Raw genomic sequence first — 22,713 nt, forward strand, 5'->3', positions numbered from 1 at the left:
GGCCCTGGGACGCCCGGCGGCATGGAAAAGCCCCGCATGGCGGCGGCCAGGCGGGGCTTTTCCATGCGTGACTAGCGGGACTGCATGATCTCGCGCATCAGGCGGGCCGTCTCGGAGGGGGTCTTGCCGACGCGGACGCCGACCTTCTCCAGGGCCTCCTTCTTGGCCTGGGCGGTGCCGGCCGAGCCGGAGACGATGGCGCCGGCGTGGCCCATCGTCTTGCCCTCGGGGGCGGTGAAGCCCGCGACGTAGGCCACGACCGGCTTGGTGACGTGCTGCTCGATGTAGGCCGCGGCCCGCTCCTCGGCGTCGCCGCCGATCTCACCGATCATCACGATCGCGTCGGTGTCGGGGTCGTCCTGGAAGGCCTGGAGCGCGTCGATGTGCGTGGTGCCGATGACCGGGTCGCCGCCGATGCCGACCGCGGTGGAGAAACCGAAGTCGCGCAGCTCGTACATGAGCTGGTAGGTCAGCGTGCCGGACTTCGAGACCAGGCCGATGCGGCCGGCGGTGGTGATGTCGGCGGGGATGATGCCGGCGTTGGACGCGCCGGGCGAGGCGATGCCGGGGCAGTTGGGCCCGATGATGCGGGTCTTGTTGCCCTTGGCCACCGCGTACGCCCAGAACTCGGTCGAGTCGTGGACCGGGATGCCCTCGGTGATCACGACGCAGAGCGGGATCTCGGCGTCGACGGCCTCCTTGACGGCGGCCTTGGTGTGGGCCGGCGGCACGAAGACGACCGACACGTCGGCGCCGGTCTGCTCCATGGCCTCCTTCACCGTGCCGAACACGGGCAGGCCCTCGTGCGTGATGCCCGCCTTGCGGGCGTTGACGCCGCCGACGACCTTCGCGCCGGAGGCGAGCATGCGGCGGGTGTGCTTGGTGCCCTCACCGCCGGTCATGCCCTGAACAATGATCTTGCTGTTCTCGGTCAGCCAGATAGCCATGACTCACGCACCTACCGCAGCGAGCTCGGCGGCCCGCTTGGCCGCGTCGTCCATCGTGTCAACCAGCTCGACCCGCGGGAGCGCGGCGTCGGCCAGGATCTGCCGCCCGAGCTGGGCGTTGTTGCCGTCGAGGCGGACCACCAGCGGGTGCGTCACGGCCTCGCCGCGGCTCTCCAGCAGCTTGAACGCCGAGACGATGCCGTTGGCCACGGCGTCGCAGGCGGTGATGCCGCCGAAGACGTTCACGAAGATCGACTTGACGCTCGGGTCGGAGAGGATGATCTCCAGGCCCGCGGCCATGACCTCGGCCGAGGCGCCGCCGCCGATGTCGAGGAAGTTCGCCGGGGACGGCTTGCCGGGGAACGCCTCGCCCGCGTAGGCCACCACGTCGAGGGTGGACATGACCAGGCCCGCGCCGTTGCCGATGATGCCGACGTTGCCGTCGAGCTTGACGTAGTTGAGGTCCTTCTCCTTGGCCTTGGCCTCCAGAGGGTCCTCGGCGGCCTTGTCGGCCAGCGCCTCGTGGTCGGCCTGGCGGAAGCCGGCGTTCTCGTCGAGGGTGACCTTGCCGTCGAGGGCCTTCACCTGGCCGTCGGCCGACAGGATCATCGGGTTGACCTCGACCAGCGTGGCGTCCTCGTCGACGAAGCAGCACCACAGCTTCTCGATGAGCTCGGCGGCGCCGTCGAGCGACTTCTCGGGCAGCCCGCCGGCCACCGCGATCTCGCGGGCCTTGGCGCGGTCGATGCCGTCGAGGGCCGAGACCGGCACCTTGGCGACCTTCTCGGGCGTGCTGTGGGCGACCTCTTCGATGTCCATGCCGCCGGCGGCGGAGCAGATCGCGAGGAAGGTACGGTTGGCGCGGTCGAGCAGGAAGGAGAAGTAGTACTCCTCCGCGATCGCGCTGGCCTCCTCCACGAGCACCTTGTGGACCGTGTGGCCCTTGATGTCCATGCCGAGGATGGCGGTGGCCTTCTCGACGGCGTCGGCGGCGTCGTCGGCCACCTTCACGCCGCCGGCCTTGCCGCGACCGCCGGTCTTGACCTGGGCCTTGACGACAACGCGGCCGGTCAGCTCCTCAGCCGCCGCCCGCACCTCCTCCACGGTGTTGGCGACGATGCCGCGTGGCACCGGGATGCCGTAGTCAGCGAAGAGCTCCTTCGCCTGATGTTCGAACAGGTCCACGAGGGTCCGTCCTTGCTTATCCGACTGATGTTCGACGGCCCGGGCAACTGCGCTTACGGTCGCGTCCGCTCGCCGCTCGTGTCGGCTTCGTGCCTCGCTCTCTCACGGCGAGCTCCTACGCTCAGGGGTGCGTGCCGGGCGTTTCCGCCAGTGAAGCCTAGCCCCAAGCTTGACCTGCACAGGTCATCGGGGCACGGTTCTTCCGCTATGTGACGGTGATCTCACTTCACCATGTCCCTCTCTGCACCGAAAGTGCACCAATTCGCTGCCTTATGCGGTGTCTGTCGATATATGGTCGTGATCTTCAATTGGCAGGATTCCTGCTCCCCTCATTCTTGATCTGAAGGAATCGGATGAAGCGAATTATCGCGGGCCTGGCCCTGGCCTCCGCGGCGGCGCTCGTGACCGCGACCCCGGCCCAGGCCGCGCCCGCGGATCCGGCGAAGGCGCTGAAGAAGCAGTACGTCGCCGGACACGGCGTACGGTTCACCGAGACGTCCCGCACCTCGATGGACGGCAAGAGCACCGGCGCCACGAAGACGTCCGGCGTTCTGGAGTTCGGCCGGTCCGGAATCGTCGCCTCGGACGTACGCAATCACGCCTCCGGCAAGAGCGCCGACCTGTACGCGGCGCTGATGCCGTCCCGGACGATCACCGTGGGCAAGCACGTATATGCGCAGGGCGGCATTTACAGCGAGGGTCTGCCCGAGGGCAAGAAGTGGGTGCGCTACCCCGACACCGGCCTCCAGATGAGCACCTCCAACCAGATGCTGGACATCTTCGAGCCCAAGGTGCTGAAGGCGCTCGTCTCCCACGCCGCGAGCACCAAGGGCGGCATCTACCGCGGCTCGGTCACGGTGAAGGAGCTCGGCAAGATCTACGGCCAGAACGTCGACAAGAAGGTCGCCAAGGTCAAGGTCTCGTACCTGCTCGCCGTGAACTCCAAGGGCCTGGTCACCAGGGTCGTCAGCGACTGGACCCTCGACTTCGGCATCCTCGGCGCCAGCCACAGCACGACCGAGACCCGCTACACCGGCTGGGGCGCCAAGGTCAAGGTCAAGGCCCCGCCGGCCGACCAGGTGGCCGACATCGCCGACCTCTCCGACGACAGCACCGTTCCGAAGGACATCCCGGACGGCTCACTCAACTCCCTGGGCAACATCAGGTAGCCCCCCTTCTAAGGACACTCATGAAGCGATTGCTCGCGGCCGCGGTGACGGCCGCGGCACTCATCCCGGCCGTCCCCGCACAGGCGGCCGTGGACCCCGTCACCGCACTCAAGCGGCAGTTCGTCCCGGGCCACGGGGTGACGATCTCCGAGACCGCACGGACCGAGTCGAAGCGTCCGCGCGACGGCGAGGTCACCCGCATGGCCGGCTCCGTGGAGTTCGGCGCGTCCGGGCCCGTCGCGGCCGACGTCGTGTTCAGGACGGTCGGCAAGGACGACAGCCGGCAGCGCTGGATCAGCGTCGGCGGCAAGGTGTACGTGCAGGCCGCCGACCTGGCCGACGACCTGCCCATGGGCCGGACGTGGGTGCTCATGGAGCACCTCAAGGGCAAGGTGATCACCTCGGCCCAGCCGGTCGACGTGCTGGCGCCCAAGACGGTCAAGGCCCTGGTCTCGCACGCCTCCGGCGTCAAGGACGGCCTCCGGCGTGGCGCGCTGACCCTCGCGCAGGCGCGCGGGGCCGGCGCGTACGAAGGGTTCTACTACCGGCTGGGCCTGAACGCCCAGGCGCTGCCCGACCACGTCGTGACCGGCCAGGACGTCACGCCTGGCGGGCGGAGCGTCGTCGAGACCCGGCTCTCGGGCTGGGGCGGGAAGGTCAGCGTCAAGGCCCCTCCGGCGGACGAGATCATCACCTACAAGGACTGGGTGGCCGAGAAGCGGGCGAGGGCCGAGAAGCTCCGCCAGGCCATCCCCGACGGTTCCACCAGCTCGCTCGGCCTGTTCGACTGAGCCGCCGAGCTGTCGACAATCCCCCCTCGAACCAAGGACACAACCGCACATGAAGCGAACCCTCACCGGCGTCGCGCTGGCGACGGCCGCCGCCCTGGTGGCCGCCACCCCCGCGCTGCTGGCGGCGCCGGCCCAGGCGGCCGCGCCCAAGAACCCCGTGACCGCCGTGAAGAAGCAGCTCGTCCCCGGCAAGGGGGTGAAGTTCAGCGAGCGCATCAGCATCACCGACGGCACGCGCAGCGAGGTCTTCATCCGGCGCACGGGAACCTTCCAGTTCAGCAGGTCGGGGGTCGCCGCCTCGGACATCACGGGCAAGTTCGCCCTCAACCTGTCCGACCTGGGCGACGAGGCGCCGGAGGAGCTCAAGGCCCTCGCCACGCCCGAGCGCACGATCCGGATCGGCACGACGTCGTACCTGTCCGGCGGCATGTGGACCACGGTCCTGCCCGAGGGCGAGACCTGGTTCAAGGCCCCGCACGGCCCGACGGGCGGCATCACCGGCACGTTCGGCCAGCCGGTGAACGTCGCCGAGCAGGGCACGCTCAAGACCCTGATCAAGACCGCCAAGCCGGTGAGCGGCGGCTACGCCGGCACGATCACCGTCCGCGACCTGCGGAAGATCTCCCCCTGGTACCGGGCGACCGCCATCGACCCGCGCCCCACGGCCAAGGCGCTGAAGAGCGTCATCAGCTGGAAGCTCACCGTGAACGCGGCCGGCCTGCCGGTGCGCCTGGTGGCCACGTTCCCGCAGGCCGCGATCACCGGCTCGGGCTCCAAGAAGGACGGCGTGCGGGTCGACACCCGCTTCACCGGCTGGGGCGGCGCCGTGTCGATCAAGGCTCCGACGGCTGAGGACGTCTCCAGCGAGTTCGAGAACGGCAAGGACGACATCTCCTCCCTCGACCTGCCGTTCGGCGTCAGCGTCGCCAAGTAGCACCCGCCGGCGCCGCGGCCCGCGCCCGTCCCGTCGCCGCTTGGCGGGACAGGCGCGGGCCCGGCCCGCGTCCGCCGGACGTGGGTCAGGCGAGGCGGGAGTCGCGCAGGGCGGCCCACTCCAGCGAGTGCCTGATGCCCTCCTCGACGGTGAACCGCGTCTCCCAGCCGAGCAGCCGCCGCGCCCGGTCGCTGCGGGTGTACGCGCCCGCCACGTCACCGGGCCGGGCGGGCGCCTCGACCACGTCGATCGGCCGGTCGACGACCCGGTTGAACGCCTCGGCCAGCTCGCGGACCGTCGTTCCCGCGCCGGTGCCGAGGTTGATCACATCGGCGTCCAGGGAGTCGAACCGGCGCAGCGCGGCCACGTGCGCGGCGGCCAGGTCCCAGACGTGCACGTAGTCGCGGATGCCCGTGCCGTCGCTGGTCGGGTAGCCGGTGCCGGTGATCGCGAACGGCACGCCGTCCTCGTACGCCTCGATCATCTTGCCCAGGGCGTGGCTGGGACGGCGCAGTTGCAGGCCCGTGCGCATGGCCGGGTCGGCGCCGATCGGGTTGAAGTAGCGCAGCGACAGGATGCGGATCGGCCGGGTGGCGGCGATGTCGGCGAACATGGCCTCGCAGACCGCCTTGGTCCGCGCGTACGGGCTCTGCGGGGCGAGCGGCGAGCTCTCGTCCACGGTGTGGTCGGCGCCCGCCTGGTAGATCGACGCGGACGAGCTGAAGATCATCCGCTCGCAGCCGTTGCGCAGCAGATGGTCGGCGAACTCCAGGCTCTTGGCGACGTTCGCGCGGTAGTAGCCGACCGGGTCCGCGACGGAGTCGGGCACGACGATCAGGGCCGCACAGTGGACGACGGCCTCGATGTCGGGGTGCTCGGCGAAGATCTTGTCGACGAGGGCGCCGTCGCCGATGTCGCCCTCGTAGAAGACCCGTCCGTCGGCGAACTCCCTGCGGCCCGTCACGAGGCTGTCGAGGATCACGGGCTCGATGCCGGCGTCGAGGCACGCCGACCCGATCGTGCTGCCGATATAGCCCGCCCCACCGGTAATCAATACGCGCATGCCCGAACCCTACGGGGATGTCACGGGGGTCGCGCGCCGTCCCGATGATCTTCGTGTGGTCCGGGCCGCGGGGACTTCGGGTCGATCTCCGGCTGGTCATGTCGGCCCAGCCGTGCGACATTTCCTGGTATGGGCAGGGACGTGCCAGTCGTCGTGTTCAGCCGGGACGATCGCCGGAAATATCGGGAAAAGGTGCGTCGATGTCTCGACGTCTTCGCCCAGATGTTGCGCGAGTCCCGCTTCGAGTTCGACCGCCCCCGCGCCGGCCTGGAGATCGAGCTCAACATCGTGGACGCCCGCGGCGAGGCCGCCATGCGCAACGCCCAGGTGCTGGCCGCGATCGAGCAGCCGGACTGGGCCACCGAGCTGGGCCAGTTCAACATCGAGATCAACGTCGAGCCCCGTGAGCTGACCGGCGACGGCCCGCTGCACCTGGAGGCGGACGTACGGAGGCGGCTCAACCACGCCGAGGAGCGCGCCCGCTCGCAGGACGGGCACCTGGTGCTGGTCGGCATCCTGCCCACGCTGCGCGAGCAGGACATCAGCGAGGGCACCCTGTCGGCCAACCCCCGCTACCGCCTGCTCAACGAGCAGATCTTCGCCGCCCGCGGCGAGGATCTGCACCTGTGCATCGAGGGCGTGGAACGCCTCGACACCCACGCCGACAGCGTCGCGCCCGAGGCCGCGTGCACCAGCGTCCAGCTCCACCTCCAGGTGAGCCCGGAGGCGTTCGCGCCGCACTGGAACGCCGCCCAGGTCATCGCGGGCCCCCAGGTCGCCGTCGCGGCCAACTCCCCCTACCTGTTCGGCAAGGAGCTGCACCGGGAGACCAGGATCGCGCTGTTCGAGCAGGCCACCGACACGCGTCCGGCCGAGCTGAAGACCCAGGGCGTGCGGCCGCGGGTGTGGTTCGGGGAACGCTGGATCACCAGCGTCTTCGACCTGTTCGAGGAGAACGTCAGCTACTACCCGGCGCTGCTGCCCCTGTGCGAGGAGGAGGACCCGCGGGCCGAGCTGGACCAGGGACGCATCCCCCAGCTCCACGAGCTGACCCTGCACAACGGCACCATCTACCGCTGGAACCGGCCCGTCTACGCCGTCGTGGACGGCGTGCCGCACCTGCGCGTGGAGAACCGCGTCCTGCCCGCCGGGCCCACGGTCGCCGACATCGCCGCGAACGCCGCGTTCTACTACGGCCTGATGCGCGTGCTCCCGTCGGCCGAGCGGCCGATCTGGAGCCAGATGTCCTTCCGCACCGCCGAGGACAACCTCGCCGCCGCGGCCCGGCACGGCCTGGACGCCCGGCTGTACTGGCCGGGGCTGGGCGAGGTGCCGGCGGCCGAGCTGATCCTGCGGCGGCTGCTGCCCATGGCGCGCGAGGGCCTGGCCGCGTGGGGGGTGCACACGCCGGTCGCCGACCGGCTGCTCGGCATCATCGAGGGACGCTGCCTGACCGGCCGCACGGGCGCGACCTGGCAGGTCGAACGGGTGCGCGCGCAGGGCGGCGACCGCCACGAGGCGTTACGCGCCATGACGTTGGACTACATCGACCGCATGCACGGCAACGATCCGGTGCACACTTGGGACGTGTGAACCTCGTGCGACCCCGCCTCCTCGTCCTGGCCCTCGTCCTGCTGCTGGCCGGCTGCGGCCTCACCCGGCCCGCGTCGAGGGACGTGCAGGGGGCCGACACGTTCGAGGACGACATCCGGGCCGCGCGCACGCTCACCGAGTCGTTCTGGACGGAGTTCTTCGACCAGCAGGGGATGACATATCGGCCTATCGCCGACTTCATTCCCTACTCCGGGAGTTCGGGGCCTTCCTGCGGGGGCGAGCCGTCCGTGCCGAACAACGCCTTCTACTGCCCCGAGGGCCACTTCATCGCCTATGACCAGGCCTGGATGGAGTCCCTGTGGAACGACATGGGCGACGGCTCGGTCTACGTGATCATCCCCCACGAGTTCGGGCACGCCGTCCAGGCCCAGCTCAGGACCGGTTTCGAGCTCAACGTCCAGGCCGAGCTGCAGGCCGACTGCTACGCCGGCGGGACGCTGGCGGCCCTGGTCGGCTCAGGCTCCCTGCGCGCCCAGCCCGGTGACGAGGACGAGCTCATGACCAGCCTGGAGGCCGCCGGCGACCCCACGGACGACTGGCTGAACCCCGCCGCCCACGGCACCGCCGAGCAACGCCAGGCCTCCTTCGCCGGCGGCTACGACGACGGCGTGGGCGCCTGCTGAGGATGTACGCGCGGGTCAACCCAGAGGATGATGTGTCTGATCATGACCTGCCCCTACGGTGGAGGCATGCCACTGGAGGAGATCGGCTGGCTGCGCAGAGGCGCGTGCAGGTCCAGCGACCCTGACCTCTTCTTCCCGCTCGCGCCCTCACCGTTGCAGGAGGCCCGCGCGAAGGCGGTCTGCGCCCGCTGCCCGGTCATCGACGAGTGCCGCTCCTACGCCTTACGGGAGGGCGAGACGGAAGGCATCTGGGGCGGCCTCACCCCCCAGGAACGCCGTCGCACCCGCTTCCCCGCGGGCTGGCGCAACTCCGCCGCCTCCTGACCCACCCCACCGACCACCCCGCCCCCGTCCGCCGTCCGCCGTCCGCACCGGATGGCGTATCCCCCTGTCCCCTGACGCCGTCCCGTCGGACGGTGTGACGCCCCCGCCCTCCTGACTCCGTCCCCGGACGCCGTCCCCGGCTTCATGGTGTGACGCCGTTGTGTTGTGGTGGGACGTAGCCTGCAGGGGTGCTGTTGCGCTCGATCGCCGTCCTCACCGCCGCCAACGTTCTCAACAACAAGATCGCCCCCAGGCTCGCCCCCCTGACGTCCGCCGCCGCCACCGCCGCGCTCGTGGCCATGGCACGCAGGCACGGGGTGTCGTGGCGTGAGCTGGGGTTCGAGAAGGCGTCCCGCGGAGCGGCCGTCGGCGGCGCGCTGGCCGCGGCGGTGGCCGCCGTCTACACCGTGGGCATCGCCGTGCCCCGCACCAGGCCGCTCTTCCACGACGAGCGCGCCCTGTCGCTCTCGCGCGCCCGCGCCCTGGAGGAGGCCCTGCTCCAGGTCCCCCTGGGCACGGTCCTGCTGGAGGAGGTCGGGTTCCGCGGCGCGCTGCACGGCATGCTGGCCCGCCGCCACGGCCCGGCCGCCGCCACGGCGGTCTCCTCGGCCCTGTTCGGCCTCTGGCACATCCTCCCGGCGATCGACATGGCCCGCGCGAACCCGGCGCTCGGCGCGCTGACCGCCGGCGAGCCGGCCGCCCGTCTCGACGTCGCGCGGGTGGTGGCGGGCAGCGTGGTGTCCACGGCGGCGGCGGGGGTGCTCTTCTGTGAGCTCCGGCGGCGCGGCGGGCTGCTGGCGCCGTCGATGCTGCACCTGGCGACCAACTCGCTCGGCTACCTTTTCGCAAGGATCTCGGCGAAACGCTGAAATCATCCCGGATGGGCAACCGGGTTGAGAGTTCTCCTCCGGACCGGGATGAGGTTTCCACCTCGGAAGATGAGGATTCTCCTCCGGGATTTGGAACGGTCCACAATGTGCCCGACTCGATGCTCTAACGTCTCGGCCACGCCCTGCCCGCAAGCACACCACTCAGGGAAGGGCGCTCCCCAAGATCACTATTTCTGATATCTCCGGAGGTACGGAGGTGGTGTTGCATGCGTACGGTGATCGACATCGACACAGGTCTTCTGGAACTGGCCCAGCACGAACTGGGGACCTCGACCGTGAAGGAGACGGTGAACGCGGCCCTGTCGGAGGTCGCAGAAAGGGCCAAACGCCGCGAAGCCTTCGAATACTGGCGCACCCGCGACAATACACATCTTCTGGATCCTTGGATCATGAAGCATGCGTGGTGACCACCGGAGTGGTCTACCTCATCGACAAGAGCGCCCTGGCCCGCATGCCGCATCCAGCGGTCCACCGGGCCCTCGAACCGCTCATCCTCGACAGGACGCTCGCCGTCTGCGAGGTCACGCAACTGGAGGTGCTCTACAGCGCCCGTGACCTCAAAGGCCACGAGCGGGACGCCCGCTACCTGCGGGAGGGCTTCCGCCTGCTGTCCATCGCGCACAAGAAGGTCGGGCCGCGGGCCCTGGAGGTGCAGGCGATGCTCGCCGGCAGGTCGCACCACCGGGCGGCCGGGCCGGGCGACCTGCTGATCGCCGCCTGTGCCGAGGTGCACCAGGCGACGATCCTGCACTACGACCGGTACTTCGACGTCATCTCGGAGGTCACCGGGCAGCCCGCGCTCTGGGTGGTGCCGCCCGGCTCGATCCCCTGAGCCGGGGCGGTCAGACCGGGTCAGGCCAGGCCGGGGTCAGCCAGGTCAGGCCGTGGGCACGACCTGGAAGCCCTCCGCGTAGTGGCCCTCGCCGAAGCCGGCCTGCTCCGCCCAGGCGGCGAAGCGGCCACGGACGAAGTCGACGAAGCCCTCGACGTGGGCGACCTGGCTGACGTGCGACTGCAAGGCCGCGAGCTTGCGGTCCATGACCGCGGTGACGTCCACCCAGTGGTTGGGGGTGGGGCCGCCGTTCAGCCAGACCTCCCTGACCGTCCACGCCTCAAGGCCCTCCTCGCGCAGCAGCTCGGGGAAGGCATAGGGGTTGCGGGCGTCGGGGTAGACCGCGTCGAGCGCGGCCCCGCCCACGGCCCGGTGGTCGGGGTGGCTGGGGGCCACGAACTGGTAGTTGCGGTCGGGGTGGTGGGTGATGACCAAATCGGGGCGTACCTGGCGGATCACCCGGGCGATGTCGCGCCGGAGGTCGAGCGTGGGCACCACGCGGCCGTCGGCGTGGCCGAGGAAGCGCACGTCCGTCACGCCGACGGCCTTGGCCGCGGCGAGCTGCTCGGTCCTGCGGAGCTCGGCCATGCCGGAGTTGTCCAAGGTGCGCTCGTTGCCGCCGGCGTCACCGTCGGTGACGAGCAGGTACGTGACCTCCACGCCCCGCTCCACGAACAGCGCGACGCTTCCCGCCGCCGCGAAGTCGACGTCGTCGGGATGCGCGGTCACGACAAGTACCCGGTTGATCTCGGCTTCCGGCAGCATGGCTTCCCTTCCTGGACCCTGTACGGAGGACAACCGGCACCCCGTCGGAGGCATTCCGGGCGCCGTTTGTCGGTGGCGCGTCTTAACCTAGGTGGGTGCCGACCCAAGTCTCTGTTGACCACCCCTTGCTCGACGGCCTCAACCCCCAGCAGCGCGAGGCCGTGATCCATCATGGCAGCCCCCTGCTCATCGTGGCGGGGGCGGGGTCGGGGAAGACGCGGGTGCTCACCCACCGCATCGCCTACCTGCTGGCCGAGCGCAACGCCCATCCGGGCGAGATCCTCGCCATCACCTTCACCAACAAGGCCGCCCGCGAGATGAAGGAGCGCATCGACAAGCTCGTCGGGCCGCGTTCCAAGGCCATGTGGGTGATGACGTTCCACAGCGCCTGCATGCGCATCCTGCGGCGCGAGGCCAAGCGGCTGGGCTTCCCGTCGAGCTTCTCGATCTACGACCAGGCCGACTCGCAGCGGCTGATGGCGATGGTCTGCAGGGAGATGGAGCTCGACCCGAAGCGCTACCCGCCGCGTTCGTTCTCGGCGCAGGTCAGCAACTTCAAGAACGAGCTGGTCGACTACGAGACCGCGCTCGACAGGGCGGGCTCGCACCTGGAGAAGACGCTCGCGCAGGCGTACAAGGCCTATCAGCTCAAGCTGACCGAGGCCGGCGCGATGGACTTCGACGACATCATCATGAACACGGTGACGTTGTTCCAGCTCTTCCCCGAGGTGGCCGAGCACTACCGGATGCGGTTCAGGCACGTGCTGGTCGACGAGTACCAGGACACCAACCACGCCCAGTACATCCTGATCCGCGAGCTGGTGGGCCATCCCGAGCTGCGCACCGCCGACGGCGACGTCGTGCGTTCGGGCGCCGACATGTCCGAGCTGTGCGTGGTGGGCGACGCCGACCAGTCGATCTACGCCTTCCGCGGCGCGACGATCCGCAACATCCTGGAGTTCGAGCGCGACTACCCCGACGCCCGCACGATCCTGCTGGAGCAGAACTACCGCTCCACCCAGAACATCCTGGCCGCGGCCAACGCGGTGATCGCGCGCAACGAGGGCCGCAAGCCGAAGAACCTCTGGTCCGACCAGGGCGACGGCCCCAAGATCGTGGGCTACGTCGCCGACAACGAGCACGACGAGGCCATGTTCGTGGCCCAGGAGGTCGACCGGCTCAGCGACGAGGAGGGCGTCAAGCCGAGCGAGGTCGCGGTGTTCTACCGGACCAACGCCGCCTCCCGCGTGTTCGAGGAGATCTTCATCCGCACCGGGCTGCCGTACAAGGTGGTCGGGGGCGTGCGCTTCTACGAGCGCAAAGAGGTCAAAGACCTGCTGGCCTACCTGCGGGTGCTGGCCAACCCGGCCGACGTCGTGTCGATGCGGCGCATCCTCAACGTGCCCAAGCGCGGCATCGGCGAGCGGGCCGAGGCGATGATCGAGGCGCTGTCGTCGCGCGAGCGCATCTCGTTCTGGGACGCGCTGCGCCGGGCCGACGAGGCGTACGGCATGGCGACGCGCTCGCTCAACGCGGTGCGCGAGTTCGTGGCGATGCTCGAAGAGCTGATCGCCAAGGCCGAGGGCGTGCCGCCGTCCACGCTGGCCGAGGAGATCCTGGTCGCCACCGGCTACCGCGCCGAGCTGGAGGCCTCCGAAGACCCCCAGGACGAGTCCCGCCTGGAGAACCTCAACGAGCTGGTCTCGGTGGCCTCGGAGTTCGAGGAGGCCAACCCCGAGGGCACGCTGGTGGAGTTCCTGGAGCAGGTGTCGCTGGTCGCCGACGCCGACCAGATCCCCGACGCCGACGGCGGGCAGGGCGTCGTCACGCTGATGACCCTGCACACGGCCAAGGGGCTGGAGTTCCCGGTCGTCTTCCTGACCGCGATGGAGGACGGCGTGTTCCCGCACGTCCGGTCGCTGGGCGAGCCGAAGGAGCTGGAGGAGGAGCGGCGGCTGGCCTACGTCGGCATCACCCGGGCGCAGAAGCGGCTCTACCTCACGCGGGCGGCGGTGCGCAGCTCGTGGGGGTCGCCGTCGTTCAACCCGGCCTCGCGGTTCGTCAACGAGGTGCCGGGGCAGCTCATCGACTGGCGTACCGACCCGGAGAAGTCGGCCTGGAGCGCGGCGACGCGGCGTGAGCCGGCCGCGCGGCCGGCGCCCAGGAGCGGCGGCGGGTCGCGGCAGGTCCTGTCGCTGACGCCCGGCGATCGGGTGACGCACGACAAGTGGGGGCTCGGCACGGTGGTGGCCGTGGACGGGGTGGCGGAGAAGACCAAGGTCAAGATCGACTTCGGCGCCGACGGGGAGAAGACGCTGCTGCTGGCGTACGCCCCCCTGGAGAAGCTCTGACCCTTGGGGGTCACCAGGCGCCCACCCCGCCGGGGCCGGGCGCCCGACGGCGTGGGGCGGATCGAGGCGCTGAGGTGCCGGGCCCTCGACGGCGGGTCGAGGGTGTGAGGCATCTGGTTCGCGGCGGTGAAAGCCGAGCGAGGGCCGGGCGAAGGCCGAGCAAGGGCCGAGCAAGGGCAAGGCGAGGATTGGGCGAGGGCCGAGCAAAGGCCGGGCGAGGCAGGGCGCTTGAGGGCGGCCCTGCCGGTTCGCTGCCGGGTCAGGGCTTGAGGGCGCTGCCCTGCTTCCACTGGGTCCAGTTGAGCTGCCAGTAGCTCCAGCCGTTGCGCCAGTCGAGCTTGCGCTTGGTTCCGGTGATCTTGACGACGTCACCGCGCTGGGCGATGCCGTAGAACCACTTGGCGCCCTGCGGGGTGGCGCGCACGCAGCCGTGGCTCTGGTTGGAGCGGCCGAGGTACTGGTAGTAGCCGGCGCTCTGGTGGACGTACTCGCCGCTGTCGGAGATGCGCACCGCCCAAGGGATCTCCTCCTTGTAGTAGCGCGGGTCCTTGGGGTCGGTCACCCCCATCCAGGACGACGTCATCGTCTCGACGGACTTCTTGCCCATGGTGAGGTGCACGCCGCTGGTGGTGAGGTAGACGTCGACGCCGTTGCGCAGCAGGCCGCCCCGGCCGGCGCTGATCGCGATCTTCTTGGCGATCTTGCCGTCCCGGTAGACCTTCATCTGGTGCCTGCGGGTGTCGACGACCGAGATGTTCGCGGTGCCGACGGCGAAGCGGCGGGTGACGTCCTTGGCCTTGTTGCCGGGGAGCTGGCTGAGGCGCGCGGTGAACAGCACCTTCTGGTGCGGCTTCCAGTACGTCTTCGTCCGGTAGATGACCTTGCGGGCCGACACCCAGCGCCAGGCGCCCTCGACCGGTTTGTCGGCCTGGACCTCCAGCAGCGCCTCTACGGCGGCCTTGTCCTTCACATCCCGGTCGAACGTGACGATGATCGGAAAACCGACGCCGACTTTCTCCGCCGTCTCCGCCATGGGCGTGATGTCGGCGATGTCGAGCTTGACCTTCTTGGCCGGAGCCGCGACGTGGGCAGCCGCGGCGACGCCCACGGAGGCGGTCGTCCGGACCGCCGGGGCCTGCGAGGCTGGCACGCCTTCTGCCGAACAGGCCGCAGCCGAGACCAGTGCGGCCATGGCAAGCAACCGGGGGACGCGATTCAAGGGGGTTACTCCTGGATTATGTGCTTCTCCTTCCATGTGTGACTACTGAGACCCGTGATTCGTCTACGGATCGCCGTAACGACCTTGTAACGGTCCAGGAGGCGGGGTCAGACGAGGCGGCGCGCGGTGGCCCAGCGGGACAGCTCGTGCCGGTTGGAGAGCTGGAGCTTGCGCAGCACGGACGACACGTGCGTCTCCACGGTCTTGACCGAGATGAACAGCTCCTTGGCGATCTCCTTGTACGCGTAGCCGCGGGCGATCAGCCGCAGCACCTCGCGCTCGCGCTGGGTCAGCGAGTCGAGCTCGGGATCGATCGAGGGCGCCTCGGAGGAGGCGAAGGCGTCGAGGACGAACCCGGCCAGCCGCGGCGAGAAGACCGCGTCGCCGTCGGCCACCCGGCGGATGGCGTCGGTGAGCTCCTTGCCGCTGATGTTCTTGGTGACGTAGCCGCGCGCGCCGCCCCTGATGACGCCGATGACGTCCTCGGCGGCGTCGGAGACCGACAGGGCGAGGAAGCGGACCTGCGAGCCGGTGCTGAGGACGCGGCGCAGCACCTCCTGGCCGCCCCCGCCGGGCATGTGCACGTCGAGCAGGACCACGTCGGGCTGGTGCTCGGCGATGGCCTTGACCGCCGTCTCGACGTCCTCCGCCTCGCCCACGACCTCGATCGAGTCGCCCAGCTCCGCGCGTACGCCGGATCTGAACAGCCGGTGGTCGTCGACGATCAACACGCGTGTCATTGCTTGTCCACCTTCATCGTCAGCATCACTTCCGTGCCCTCGCCGGGCTCGGTGCGGACCCTGGCCGTGCCGCCGTGACGTTCCATTCTCCCGATGATGGACTCCCTGATGCCCATTCTGTCGAGGGGCACCGCCTCAAGGTCGAAGCCCTTGCCGCGGTCCTTCACGAAGATGGTCACCTCCAAGCCCTCCACCTCCGCGTAGACGGAGATGGCCGGGCTCTCAGAATATTTGGCCGCGTTGACCATCGCCTGCCTGGACGCCTTGAGCATCGCCGCCAGCTTGCCCTGCGGGTCGAGGTCGATGTCGCCGACGCAGACGACCTCGATGGGCACGCCGTGCGAGTCCTCCTCCTCGGCCGCGATCCGGCGTACGGCGGCGGCCACGGTGGCGTCGGCGTCCTGGGCGGGCTGGTAGAGCCAGTTGCGCAGCTCGCGTTCCTGGGAGCGGGCCAGCCGGGTGACCTCGCGGGGGTCGTGGGAGACGCGCTGGATGAGGGTGAGCGTGTGCAGCACCGAGTCGTGCACCATGGCGGCCACCTCGGCGCGTTCCTCCTGCCGGATGCGCTCGCGCCGTTCGAGCTGCAGTTCCTTCCACAGGCCGGCCAGCCAGGGCGCGGCGATGACCGCGATGCCGCCGACCACGACGACGGTGAACAGCAGGCCGGGCCTGGCCTGGGCCAGCTCGCCCTGGGCGTACAGGAAGCCGGCCGCGCCGATGACGACCAGCGTCACGCCGAGCAGCGTGCGCACCCGGTTGGTCCGGATGCTCTTGGTGGCGCCGCTGACCCAGTTCTTGCGGCGTTCGGGGTCGGCCTGCTGCCACAGGATGAGCGCGCCGATGCCGCCGACGGCGAACGGCAACATGCCGATCCCGCCCTTCGAGGCCCCGGTCAGCCAGCCGAACGCGGCCAGCGCCACGCCGATCGCGCTGAACGCGGCGAGCTGGCTCCAGTCGCGCTGCGGCGGCTGCCCCTCGTACGGCTCACGCGGAGTGATCATCCACAGCACGGCGTAGGCCACCATGCCGACCCCGTCCACGACGCTGAGCAGCACGAACATCAGCCTGATCACGACGGGATCGAGGGAGAGCTGCGCCGCCAGCCCCTGGGCCACGCCGCCGAGCAGGCGGCCCTCCATGGGGCGGAGCATCCGGCGATAGGGTCGATCGCCGGTGGGCTCGGCAAGTGTCTTCTGGTCTGCCATAACATCGCCATCGTCACATGTCGCGGGCACTTCGGGCATCAGGGAACAACCCCCAGGGTCGAGTCAGGGGTCTCCCGGATGCGGCCACCCCGCCCGACGGTCCACGATGGTTCCATGACAGAAGCTCCGCCCAGGCAACCCGCCGCCCCGCCCCGGGAGCTGCGACGCAGCAGCGAAGGGCGCTTCCTCATGGGCGTCTGCGCCGGTCTCGGGCGGCACACCGGCATCGACCCCGTGGTGTTCCGCGTGGCGTTCGCCGTGCTCCTGCTCGGTTCGGGCATCGGGATCTTCCTGTACATCGCGGCGTTCCTGCTGATGAAGGAGCCCAACGGCGGGCCGGGGATCATCGAGCAGTGGACCCGCCGCGACCTCGACGCCGAGGCCGTGATGGCGCTGCTGACGGCGGTGCTCGGGTTCGGCCTCGCGCTCAACCTCGCGACCGTCTGGCTCGACACCGGCACGCTGGTGGTCGGCGTGCTGCTGGCCGTCTCGCTGCTCGCGGCCCATTCCAGAGGCGTCGACCTGCGGGGCCTGGCCCGCTCGATGCCCGAGCGGCTCGGCCGCCGGCGCTCCCCCGACGCGGAGCCGTCCGCGCCGCCCTACGCGCCGCCCGCGGCCACGCCCCGGGTGCGTCCCGCCGAATCGGGCTGGTCCGGCCTCGGCGACACCGTGACGGCTCACCCTGAGTCCCCGGCCCCTGCCCCCAGGCCGACGGCCGCCGCGCACGCCGAAGCCGTGGCCGCGCGGCTGCGGGCGATGTCCGCCGGCCGGCAGGCCGAGACGCCCCGTACGGACCGGCCCGAGACCCCCGAAGCGGGACAGGCGGAGGCCGGCCGGGCCGAGATGTCGAAGATCGAGGCGGCGCAGGCGATGGAGGCCGCCGGCGCCGTGACGGCGGAGCACCGGCTCCCCCAGGACGCGACCCCCCAGGCGCAGGCCCCCGACACGGAGACCCCTGACGCGGAGCCCCCTCACGCGGAGGCCCCTCACGCGGAAATCCCTGACGCGGAGGCCCCTCACGCGGAGGCCCCTCACGCGGAAATCCCTGACGCGGAGGCCCCTCACGCGGAGGCCCCGAAGACGCGGATCGAGGCCGCGCAGCCGCAGCCGCGGCCCCACACTCAGGCTCAGGCGGCGTCGCGGCAGGAGCCGCCCGCCTACCGCCCCCAGCCCAGGACCGCGATCGACTACAGCGGCTACGGCGAGCCCTTCGCCCCGAAGGGCCCCTACCGCCCGCTCGACCCGGCCAGGCGGGCCGGCCAGTCGCCCTACGACCCCGCCCTGTACGGCCGCCCGGCCCCCGCCCCGGCCCCCCGGAAACGACGCCCGAAGTCGTTCATCGGCGTCATCACCATCTTGCTCGCGATCATAGTGGGAGGGATCGTCGTGGCGGTCCAGGCCAGGTCGGCCGCGGGCGTGAGCCCGACCATCGTCGGCGGCGCCGTGCTCATCACCATCGGCGCCGGGCTGCTCATCGCCGCCTGGTGGGGCCGCGGCGCCGGTCTCGTCGCGGCGGGCACCACGGTCGCGCTGCTGATCGGCCTGGGGCTGATGCTGGGCGGCCTGCCGCGCAACTTCGGCGACTCCACCTGGTACCTGACCAAGCCCGCGGAGGCGGGCAAGGTCTACGACGTCGGCGTCGGCGACGGCCGGCTGGACCTGACGGAGCTGAAGGCGCTGCCGGGGACGAGCCTGACGTTCGACGCCCGGGTCTCCGTGGGCGAGCTGACGGTGATCGTGCCGCCGACGGCCAGGGTCGAGGTGCACGCGATGAACAAGGTCGGCGACATCAAGGTCGACCAGTCGATCAGGGGCGGCGTGGACGTCAAGTTCGACAAGGTGCTGGAGCCCGAGGTCGGCTCCGGGGACGAGGAGTTCACGATCGTGCTGAACCTGCGGGGCGGCCTCGGCGACATGGAGGTGCGGCGTGGCGCGTGACGTCGAGCGGGTCCGGCGCCTGCACCGGACCGACTGGATGGCCCTGCTGAGCGGCACGTTGTTCGTGGTGCTCGGCATCCTGGTGGTGACCCGCGTGCTCACGGACGCGCTGCTCCTGGCCGGGCTGACCGTGGTGGGGCTGGCCTTCGCGGGGGTGGTGGCGATCATCGCCCGGGTGGTCCGCGGCAAGTAACCCTTGACCGGGAAAAACACCGGCGTAGTTTCGGGTGTGTCCGCCTTTCCCCCTGCTCCTGAGGGAGGACGTATGCCCCGAATCACCGTCACCGTCGACGGGATCAAGTACGAGGAGGACGTCGAGCCGCGGCTCCTCCTCGTCCATCTACTACGTGAGCGGCTCGGCAGGACCGGCACCCCGGTCGGCTGCGACACCAGCAACTGCGGCGCCTGCACGGTGCTGCTCGACGGCAAGAGCGTGAAGAGCTGCTCCGTCCTCGCCGTGCAGGCCGACGGCGGCGACGTCGTCACCGTCGAGGGCCTGGGCGCGAACGGGTCGATGCACCCGATGCAGCGGGCCTTCCACGAAGAGCACGCGCTGCAGTGCGGCTACTGCACCCCCGGCATGGTCATGGCCGCGATCGACCTGGTCCGGGAGGACCCGGAGCCGTCGGAGGAGTCGATCAGGCACGGGCTGGAGGGCAACCTGTGCCGCTGCACGGGCTACTGCAACATCGTGCGCGCGGTGAAGCGCGGCGCGCAGGAGATGGGGCAGGCGGTGAGGACGCAGTGAGCGAGCTGAGCCCCGAGGCCGTCGCCGGGCAGATCGCCGGCAGCGGCCAGCTCAACGAGCCGGCCGGCGTGCACGAGGTGGGCCGGCCGCGCCGGCGCAAGGAGGACGCCAGGCTGCTGACGGGGCGTACGCGCTGGACGGACAACCTCTCCAGGCCCGGCACGCTGCACGTGATGTTCCTGCGCAGCCCGATGGCCCACGCCCGGATCACCCGGGTGGACGTGTCGGCGGCCCGCGGCCTGCCCGGCGTGGTGGCCGCGTTCAGCGGCCAGGACTTCGCCGCCGAGCAGGGCAGCCTGCCGTGCGCGTGGCCGGTGACCGACGACGTCGTCATCCCCGACCACCCGCCGATGGCCACCTCCGAGGTCCGGTACGTCGGCGAGGCCGTGGCCTGCGTGGTCGCGACCGACCGGTACCGGGCGGCCGACGCGCTGGAGGCCATCGAGGTCGACTACGAGCCGCTGCCCGCGGTGCTCGACATGAGCGAGGCGTTGTCGCCGGACAGCCCGAAGGTGCACGAGGCGGGCAACCAGGCGTTCTCCATGAAGATCACCTCGGGTGACATCGACGCGGCGTTCGAGGGCGCCGCCGTCGTCGTCGACCGGACGTACGTGCAGCAGCGGCTCATCCCGACGGCCATGGAGCCGCGGGCGGTGCTGGTGGACACCGACGGCGACTCGTTCACGATGTGGACCTCCACCCAGATCCCGCACATCCTGCGCGTCATGCTCGCGGTGGTGACCGGCATCCCCGAGCACGACCTGCGGGTGATCGCCCCCGACGTGGGCGGCGGGTTCGGCTCGAAGTTGCAGGTCACCGCCGAGGAGGTGCTCTGCCTGCTGATGGCGCGCCGGCTGGGCCGGCCGGTCAAGTGGACGGAGTCCCGCTCCGAGGGCAACCTGACCGTGCACCACGGCCGCGACCAGCTCCAGCACATCCGCCTCGCGGCCGACGCCGACGGGCGCATCCGAGGGCTCCAGGTCGACCTGCTGGCCGACATGGGCGCGTACCTGATGCTGGTGACGCCGGGGGTGCCGCTGCTCGGGGCGTCCATGTTCAACGCGATCTACAAGATGGACGCCTACGAGTTCGGCTGCCGGGGCGTGTTCACCACCAAGATGCCGACGGACGCCTACCGGGGCGCGGGCCGTCCCGAGGCGACGTTCGGCATCGAGCGGACGATGGACGAGCTCGCCGCCGAGCTGGGCCTGGACCCGCTGGAGGTGCGCCGGCGCAACTGGATCAGGCACGAGGAGTTCCCGTACACGACGATCTCGGGGCTGACCTACGACTCGGGCAACTACGAGGCGGCCACGGAGAAGGCGCTGTCGCTGTTCGGCTACGACAAGCTGCGGGCCGAGCAGGCCGACCGGCGGGACCGGGGCGATCCGGTGCAGCTCGGCATCGGGGTCAGCACGTACACGGAGATGTGCGGGCTGGCGCCGTCGAGGCTGCTCGGGGCGGCCAGGTTCGGGGCGGGCGGCTGGGAGCACGGCTCGGTGCGCATGCTGCCGACCGGCAAGGTCGAGGTCATCACCGGCACGTCCCCGCACGGCCAGGGGCACGTGACGGCGTGGAGCCAGATCGTGGCCGACGCGCTGGGCGTGCCGTTCGAGGACGTGCGGGTGCTGCACGGCGACACGGCCGTCGCGCACAAGGGCATGGACACCTACGGCTCGCGCTCGCTGGTCGTGGGCGGCATCGCCGTGCTGCAGGCGTGCGAGAAGGTCAGGGAGAAGGCCAGGAAGCTGGCCGCCCACCTGCTGGAGTGCTCCCCCGACGACCTGGAGTTCGACGGCGGCGTGTTCAAGGTGCGCGGCACCGGGTCGGGCCGCACGATCCAGGAGCTGGCCTACGCCGCCTTCCAGGCGCACGACCTGCCCGACGGCGTGGAGGCGCGGCTGGACTCCGAGGCCACCTTCGACCCGGACAACTACTCCTTCCCGCACGGCACGCACCTGTGCGCGATGGAGGTGGACACCGAGACGGGCATGACCCGGATCCGCTCGTACGTGGCCGTGGACGACGTCGGCAAGGTGGTCAACCCGCTGATCGTCGAGGGCCAGGTGCACGGCGGCATCGCGCAGGGCGTGGCGCAGGCGCTGTTCGAGGAGGCCGTCTACGACCCCGAGGGCAACCTGCTGACCGCGACCATGGCCGACTACCTGCTGCCGTCGGCGGCCGACCTGCCGTCGTTCACGACGGACCGCACCGAGACCCCCGCGACCGGCAACCCGCTGGGCGTCAAGGGCGTCGGCGAGGCGGGCACGATCGCCTCCACCCCGGCGGTGGTGAACGCGATCGTGGACGCGCTGCGGCCCTACGGCGTCGGCGACATCCGGATGCCGTGCACGCCCGAGCGTGTCTGGCGAGCGCTGGAAGGAGCGCGGCGATGATCCCCGCACCGTTCGACTACGTGCGTCCCGACTCGCTCTCGGCGGCCTGCGCGGAGCTCGCCGCCGACGAGGACGCCAAGGCGCTGGCCGGCGGGCAGTCGTTGCTGCCGTTGTTGCGGTTGCGGCTGGCGTATCCGTCCAAGCTGGTGGACATCGGGCGGCTGCCCGGCCTGAACGGCGTGCACGACCGGGGCGACCACGTCTTCATCGGCGCGCTGGCCACGCACGACGAGGTCATGCGGTCGCCGGTGGTGAACGCCGGCGCCCCGCTGGTGGCGCTGGCCACGGCCAGGGTGGCCGACCCGGCGATCAGGCACCGGGGCACGTTCGGCGGCTCGCTGGCGCACGCCGACCCGGCGGGTGACCTGCCGGCCGTGGTGCTGGCGCTGGACGGCGTGATCGTGGCCGCGTCGGCGCAGGGCGAACGGGAGATCCCGGCCGCCGAGTTCTTCGTCGACTACCTGGAGACGTCTCTGCGCGCCGGGGAGATCCTGGTCGGGGTGAAGCTGCCGAAGCTGGGCGAGGGCTGGGGCTTCCACTACGAGAAGTTCCACCGGACCGCGCAGTCGTGGGCGATCGTCGGCGTGGCGGCCGCGGTCAGGCGTGCCAACGGCTCGATCGCCGAGGCCAGGGTCGCGCTGACGAACATGGGCCCGACCCCGGTGCGCGCCCGCGCGACCGAGACGGCGTTGCGCGGCGTCGAGCTCGGCGACCGGGTGCGGCAGGCGTGCGAGGAGGCGGCGGAGGGCACCTCGCCGCCCGCCGACCTGCACGCCCAGCCCGACTACCGCCGCCACCTGGCCCGGGTGCTGACCCATCGGGCAGTGCGCACGGCCGCCGGGACCCCCTGAGTGAGGCGGGGGGGGCGCGTCCGGGGGCCCCCCCCCCCCCGGTGGGTGGGCAACCACCACGGGAAGGTGGGGTCGATGGGGGTTGGGTGTGAGCCCGGGGTGACATTGCCCGTTGCGGGGGGGCAGGC

22 protein-coding genes are annotated in these 22,713 nt (G+C 70.8%); 15 read left to right on the top strand and 7 right to left on the bottom strand.

Features of this window, described 5'->3' with window-relative positions:
* Positions 1–71 precede the first annotated feature (71 nt).
* Positions 72–947 (bottom strand): succinate--CoA ligase subunit alpha, encoded by an 876-nt coding sequence (gene sucD / locus ACIBQ8_RS21080; protein ID WP_125644468.1) that lies wholly within the window; start codon positions 945–947, stop codon positions 72–74.
* Between the two features lie 3 nt (positions 948–950).
* Entirely contained in the window at positions 951–2,132 is a 1,182-nt protein-coding gene (sucC, locus tag ACIBQ8_RS21085; RefSeq protein ID WP_364338219.1) for an ADP-forming succinate--CoA ligase subunit beta, read from the bottom strand.
* Positions 2,133–2,485: 353 nt separating this feature from the next.
* On the opposite strand from sucC, the gene ACIBQ8_RS21090 reads away from it, so the two are divergent.
* From ACIBQ8_RS21090 to ACIBQ8_RS21100, 3 genes are read left to right on the top strand one after another with little or no spacing between them, the layout of a single operon-like run.
* Positions 2,486–3,301 (top strand): hypothetical protein, encoded by an 816-nt coding sequence (locus tag ACIBQ8_RS21090; protein ID WP_397170555.1) that lies wholly within the window; start codon positions 2,486–2,488, stop codon positions 3,299–3,301.
* Between the two features lie 20 nt (positions 3,302–3,321).
* Positions 3,322–4,092 carry a hypothetical protein gene (locus tag ACIBQ8_RS21095; RefSeq protein WP_397170556.1) on the top strand — a complete coding sequence of 257 codons (771 nt, stop codon included), beginning with the start codon at positions 3,322–3,324 and terminating at the stop codon, positions 4,090–4,092.
* Between the two features lie 49 nt (positions 4,093–4,141).
* Positions 4,142–5,026: a hypothetical protein gene (locus ACIBQ8_RS21100; RefSeq protein ID WP_397170557.1), complete on the top strand. Its 885-nt coding sequence runs from the start codon at positions 4,142–4,144 to the stop codon at positions 5,024–5,026.
* Positions 5,027–5,111: 85 nt separating this feature from the next.
* Here ACIBQ8_RS21100 and galE read toward each other — a convergent pair whose 3' ends face one another.
* Positions 5,112–6,089 carry a UDP-glucose 4-epimerase GalE gene (galE, locus tag ACIBQ8_RS21105; RefSeq protein ID WP_352362707.1) on the bottom strand — a complete coding sequence of 326 codons (978 nt, stop codon included), beginning with the start codon at positions 6,087–6,089 and terminating at the stop codon, positions 5,112–5,114.
* Positions 6,090–6,281: 192 nt separating this feature from the next.
* Here galE and ACIBQ8_RS21110 point away from each other — a divergent pair, with 192 nt between their 5' ends.
* The 6 genes from ACIBQ8_RS21110 to ACIBQ8_RS21135 all read left to right on the top strand — a co-directional run bounded on the left by ACIBQ8_RS21110 (position 6,282) and on the right by ACIBQ8_RS21135 (position 10,372).
* On the top strand, positions 6,282–7,682 hold the full coding sequence (locus ACIBQ8_RS21110; protein WP_397170558.1) for a glutamate--cysteine ligase: 1,401 nt from the start codon (positions 6,282–6,284) through the stop codon (positions 7,680–7,682).
* Positions 7,679–8,326, top strand: coding sequence for a neutral zinc metallopeptidase (locus ACIBQ8_RS21115; protein WP_397192754.1), 648 nt, complete (start codon positions 7,679–7,681; stop codon positions 8,324–8,326). Before ACIBQ8_RS21110 ends, ACIBQ8_RS21115 begins: the two co-directional genes overlap by 4 nt.
* Positions 8,327–8,392: 66 nt before the next feature.
* The gene (locus ACIBQ8_RS21120) at positions 8,393–8,650 is read left to right on the top strand and encodes a WhiB family transcriptional regulator (RefSeq protein ID WP_352323895.1); all 258 of its coding nucleotides are present in this window, start codon (positions 8,393–8,395) and stop codon (positions 8,648–8,650) included.
* Between the two features lie 188 nt (positions 8,651–8,838).
* Positions 8,839–9,519, top strand: coding sequence for a lysostaphin resistance A-like protein (locus tag ACIBQ8_RS21125; protein ID WP_397170561.1), 681 nt, complete (start codon positions 8,839–8,841; stop codon positions 9,517–9,519).
* 227 nt (positions 9,520–9,746) lie between these two features.
* On the top strand, positions 9,747–9,947 hold the full coding sequence (locus tag ACIBQ8_RS21130) for a type II toxin-antitoxin system VapB family antitoxin (RefSeq protein ID WP_397192755.1): 201 nt from the start codon (positions 9,747–9,749) through the stop codon (positions 9,945–9,947).
* Complete coding sequence (locus ACIBQ8_RS21135; protein WP_397170564.1) at positions 9,941–10,372, top strand: PIN domain nuclease; 432 nt, start codon at positions 9,941–9,943, stop codon at positions 10,370–10,372. The genes ACIBQ8_RS21130 and ACIBQ8_RS21135 overlap by 7 nt, the downstream gene beginning before the upstream one ends.
* Before the next feature lie 45 nt (positions 10,373–10,417).
* Here ACIBQ8_RS21135 and ACIBQ8_RS21140 read toward each other — a convergent pair whose 3' ends face one another.
* Positions 10,418–11,137 (bottom strand): PIG-L deacetylase family protein, encoded by a 720-nt coding sequence (locus ACIBQ8_RS21140; RefSeq protein WP_397170565.1) that lies wholly within the window; start codon positions 11,135–11,137, stop codon positions 10,418–10,420.
* A 125-nt stretch (positions 11,138–11,262) separates the two neighbouring features.
* On the opposite strand from ACIBQ8_RS21140, the gene pcrA reads away from it, so the two are divergent.
* Entirely contained in the window at positions 11,263–13,488 is a 2,226-nt protein-coding gene (pcrA, locus tag ACIBQ8_RS21145; RefSeq protein WP_397170729.1) for a DNA helicase PcrA, read from the top strand.
* Positions 13,489–13,747: 259 nt separating this feature from the next.
* Here the strand turns inward: pcrA and ACIBQ8_RS21150 are convergent, their stop codons facing one another.
* The 3 genes from ACIBQ8_RS21150 to ACIBQ8_RS21160 form a co-directional block, all read right to left on the bottom strand.
* On the bottom strand, positions 13,748–14,638 hold the full coding sequence (locus ACIBQ8_RS21150; protein ID WP_397170567.1) for a L,D-transpeptidase: 891 nt from the start codon (positions 14,636–14,638) through the stop codon (positions 13,748–13,750).
* Positions 14,639–14,814: 176 nt separating this feature from the next.
* The gene (locus ACIBQ8_RS21155) at positions 14,815–15,447 is read right to left on the bottom strand and encodes a response regulator transcription factor (protein WP_352323887.1); all 633 of its coding nucleotides are present in this window, start codon (positions 15,445–15,447) and stop codon (positions 14,815–14,817) included.
* A complete protein-coding gene (locus tag ACIBQ8_RS21160) occupies positions 15,444–16,652 on the bottom strand; it encodes a PspC domain-containing protein (protein WP_358282268.1) in 1,209 nt (402 codons plus the stop codon). Before ACIBQ8_RS21160 ends, ACIBQ8_RS21155 begins: the two co-directional genes overlap by 4 nt.
* 114 nt (positions 16,653–16,766) lie before the next feature.
* Here ACIBQ8_RS21160 and ACIBQ8_RS21165 point away from each other — a divergent pair, with 114 nt between their 5' ends.
* The 5 genes from ACIBQ8_RS21165 to ACIBQ8_RS21185 all read left to right on the top strand — a co-directional run bounded on the left by ACIBQ8_RS21165 (position 16,767) and on the right by ACIBQ8_RS21185 (position 22,585).
* The gene (locus ACIBQ8_RS21165; RefSeq protein WP_397192756.1) at positions 16,767–18,590 is read left to right on the top strand and encodes a PspC domain-containing protein; all 1,824 of its coding nucleotides are present in this window, start codon (positions 16,767–16,769) and stop codon (positions 18,588–18,590) included.
* On the top strand, positions 18,580–18,783 hold the full coding sequence (locus ACIBQ8_RS21170; RefSeq protein WP_397192757.1) for a hypothetical protein: 204 nt from the start codon (positions 18,580–18,582) through the stop codon (positions 18,781–18,783). Before ACIBQ8_RS21165 ends, ACIBQ8_RS21170 begins: the two co-directional genes overlap by 11 nt.
* Before the next feature lie 72 nt (positions 18,784–18,855).
* A complete protein-coding gene (locus tag ACIBQ8_RS21175) occupies positions 18,856–19,338 on the top strand; it encodes a (2Fe-2S)-binding protein (RefSeq protein ID WP_352362730.1) in 483 nt (160 codons plus the stop codon).
* A 32-nt stretch (positions 19,339–19,370) separates the two neighbouring features.
* The gene (locus ACIBQ8_RS21180; protein ID WP_397192763.1) at positions 19,371–21,734 is read left to right on the top strand and encodes a xanthine dehydrogenase family protein molybdopterin-binding subunit; all 2,364 of its coding nucleotides are present in this window, start codon (positions 19,371–19,373) and stop codon (positions 21,732–21,734) included.
* A complete protein-coding gene (locus tag ACIBQ8_RS21185) occupies positions 21,731–22,585 on the top strand; it encodes an FAD binding domain-containing protein (RefSeq protein WP_397170571.1) in 855 nt (284 codons plus the stop codon). Before ACIBQ8_RS21180 ends, ACIBQ8_RS21185 begins: the two co-directional genes overlap by 4 nt.
* Positions 22,586–22,713 lie beyond the last annotated feature (128 nt).

This window comes from Nonomuraea sp. NPDC049646 (assembly GCF_044465525.1).
In the GTDB taxonomy this organism is placed as follows: domain Bacteria; phylum Actinomycetota; class Actinomycetes; order Streptosporangiales; family Streptosporangiaceae; genus Nonomuraea.